The 771-nt window shown below is 44.1% G+C and carries 1 protein-coding gene; it reads right to left on the reverse strand.

Going from position 1 to position 771, the window contains the following annotated elements; genetic code table 11:
• Positions 1-442 (reverse strand): penicillin-insensitive murein endopeptidase (locus tag KIV40_RS26160; protein WP_375164886.1); only part of this gene is annotated, 442 nt, incomplete at its 3' end.
• Between the last annotated feature and the right edge of the window lie 329 nt (positions 443-771).

A 771-nucleotide genomic window follows, 5' to 3' on the forward strand; every position in this document is an offset into this window, starting at 1 on the left:
TTTTTAGATCGACGACACTGAGCGGCGTTGGGACAGCAAGTTGATTAAGGGATAGTCTTCTATCGTTCAACCTTAACCATATATCAATATCTAAACCTGTTTGATGACTGGAGTGACCCGACGAAAACCGACCTCCCCTTGGTAATGAGATATCGCCAACCATCAATGTGCGTTTGAGATTATCGTTAACCATCTTTCCAAGTGTTTGAACAAACTTTATGGCATCGGTATGGCCGTAGTAGCGTTTCCTTTGTGGACGTATAACCTGATAGCCAATGCCATCTAAAGGCAATGCCTGCGCACCATCTAAACAGCCATTCGCATATGAGCCTATTGGGTTGGTCGGATTCTTAGTAGGGCTATCCACACCTTCCCACTGTGTAGGCGCGGCTAACACAGGCATACAGAGCAAGAATAACAAGCTCCCCCATTTTATTTGCATTGCTTAGCCCTCTCTAACCGTCCAGTTCAACACAGCCCTCGATTATGAGCATAGCTGAATATAGTTAATTCACCACGTTGATTATTTCACGAATTTTCAAAACGATAGATACCGGTAATTCAGTTAAGCAGCACACCTAAACGCAAATCTAAAAGTAGTAACAAAGTGAGACGATCAGAATCATATTTGGCGGCGATGATTTGAAATCGTTATAGGAAGAATCAACAAGCGCAGATGCAACAGGCGTAAAAACCCCCCAGCATTTGTACTGAGGCTTTCGAAGATGGCAAGGGTAGACCGGGCTTACGTTTCAGAGATTCGACAGAGCT

Source organism: Vibrio sp. D173a (assembly GCF_030248475.1).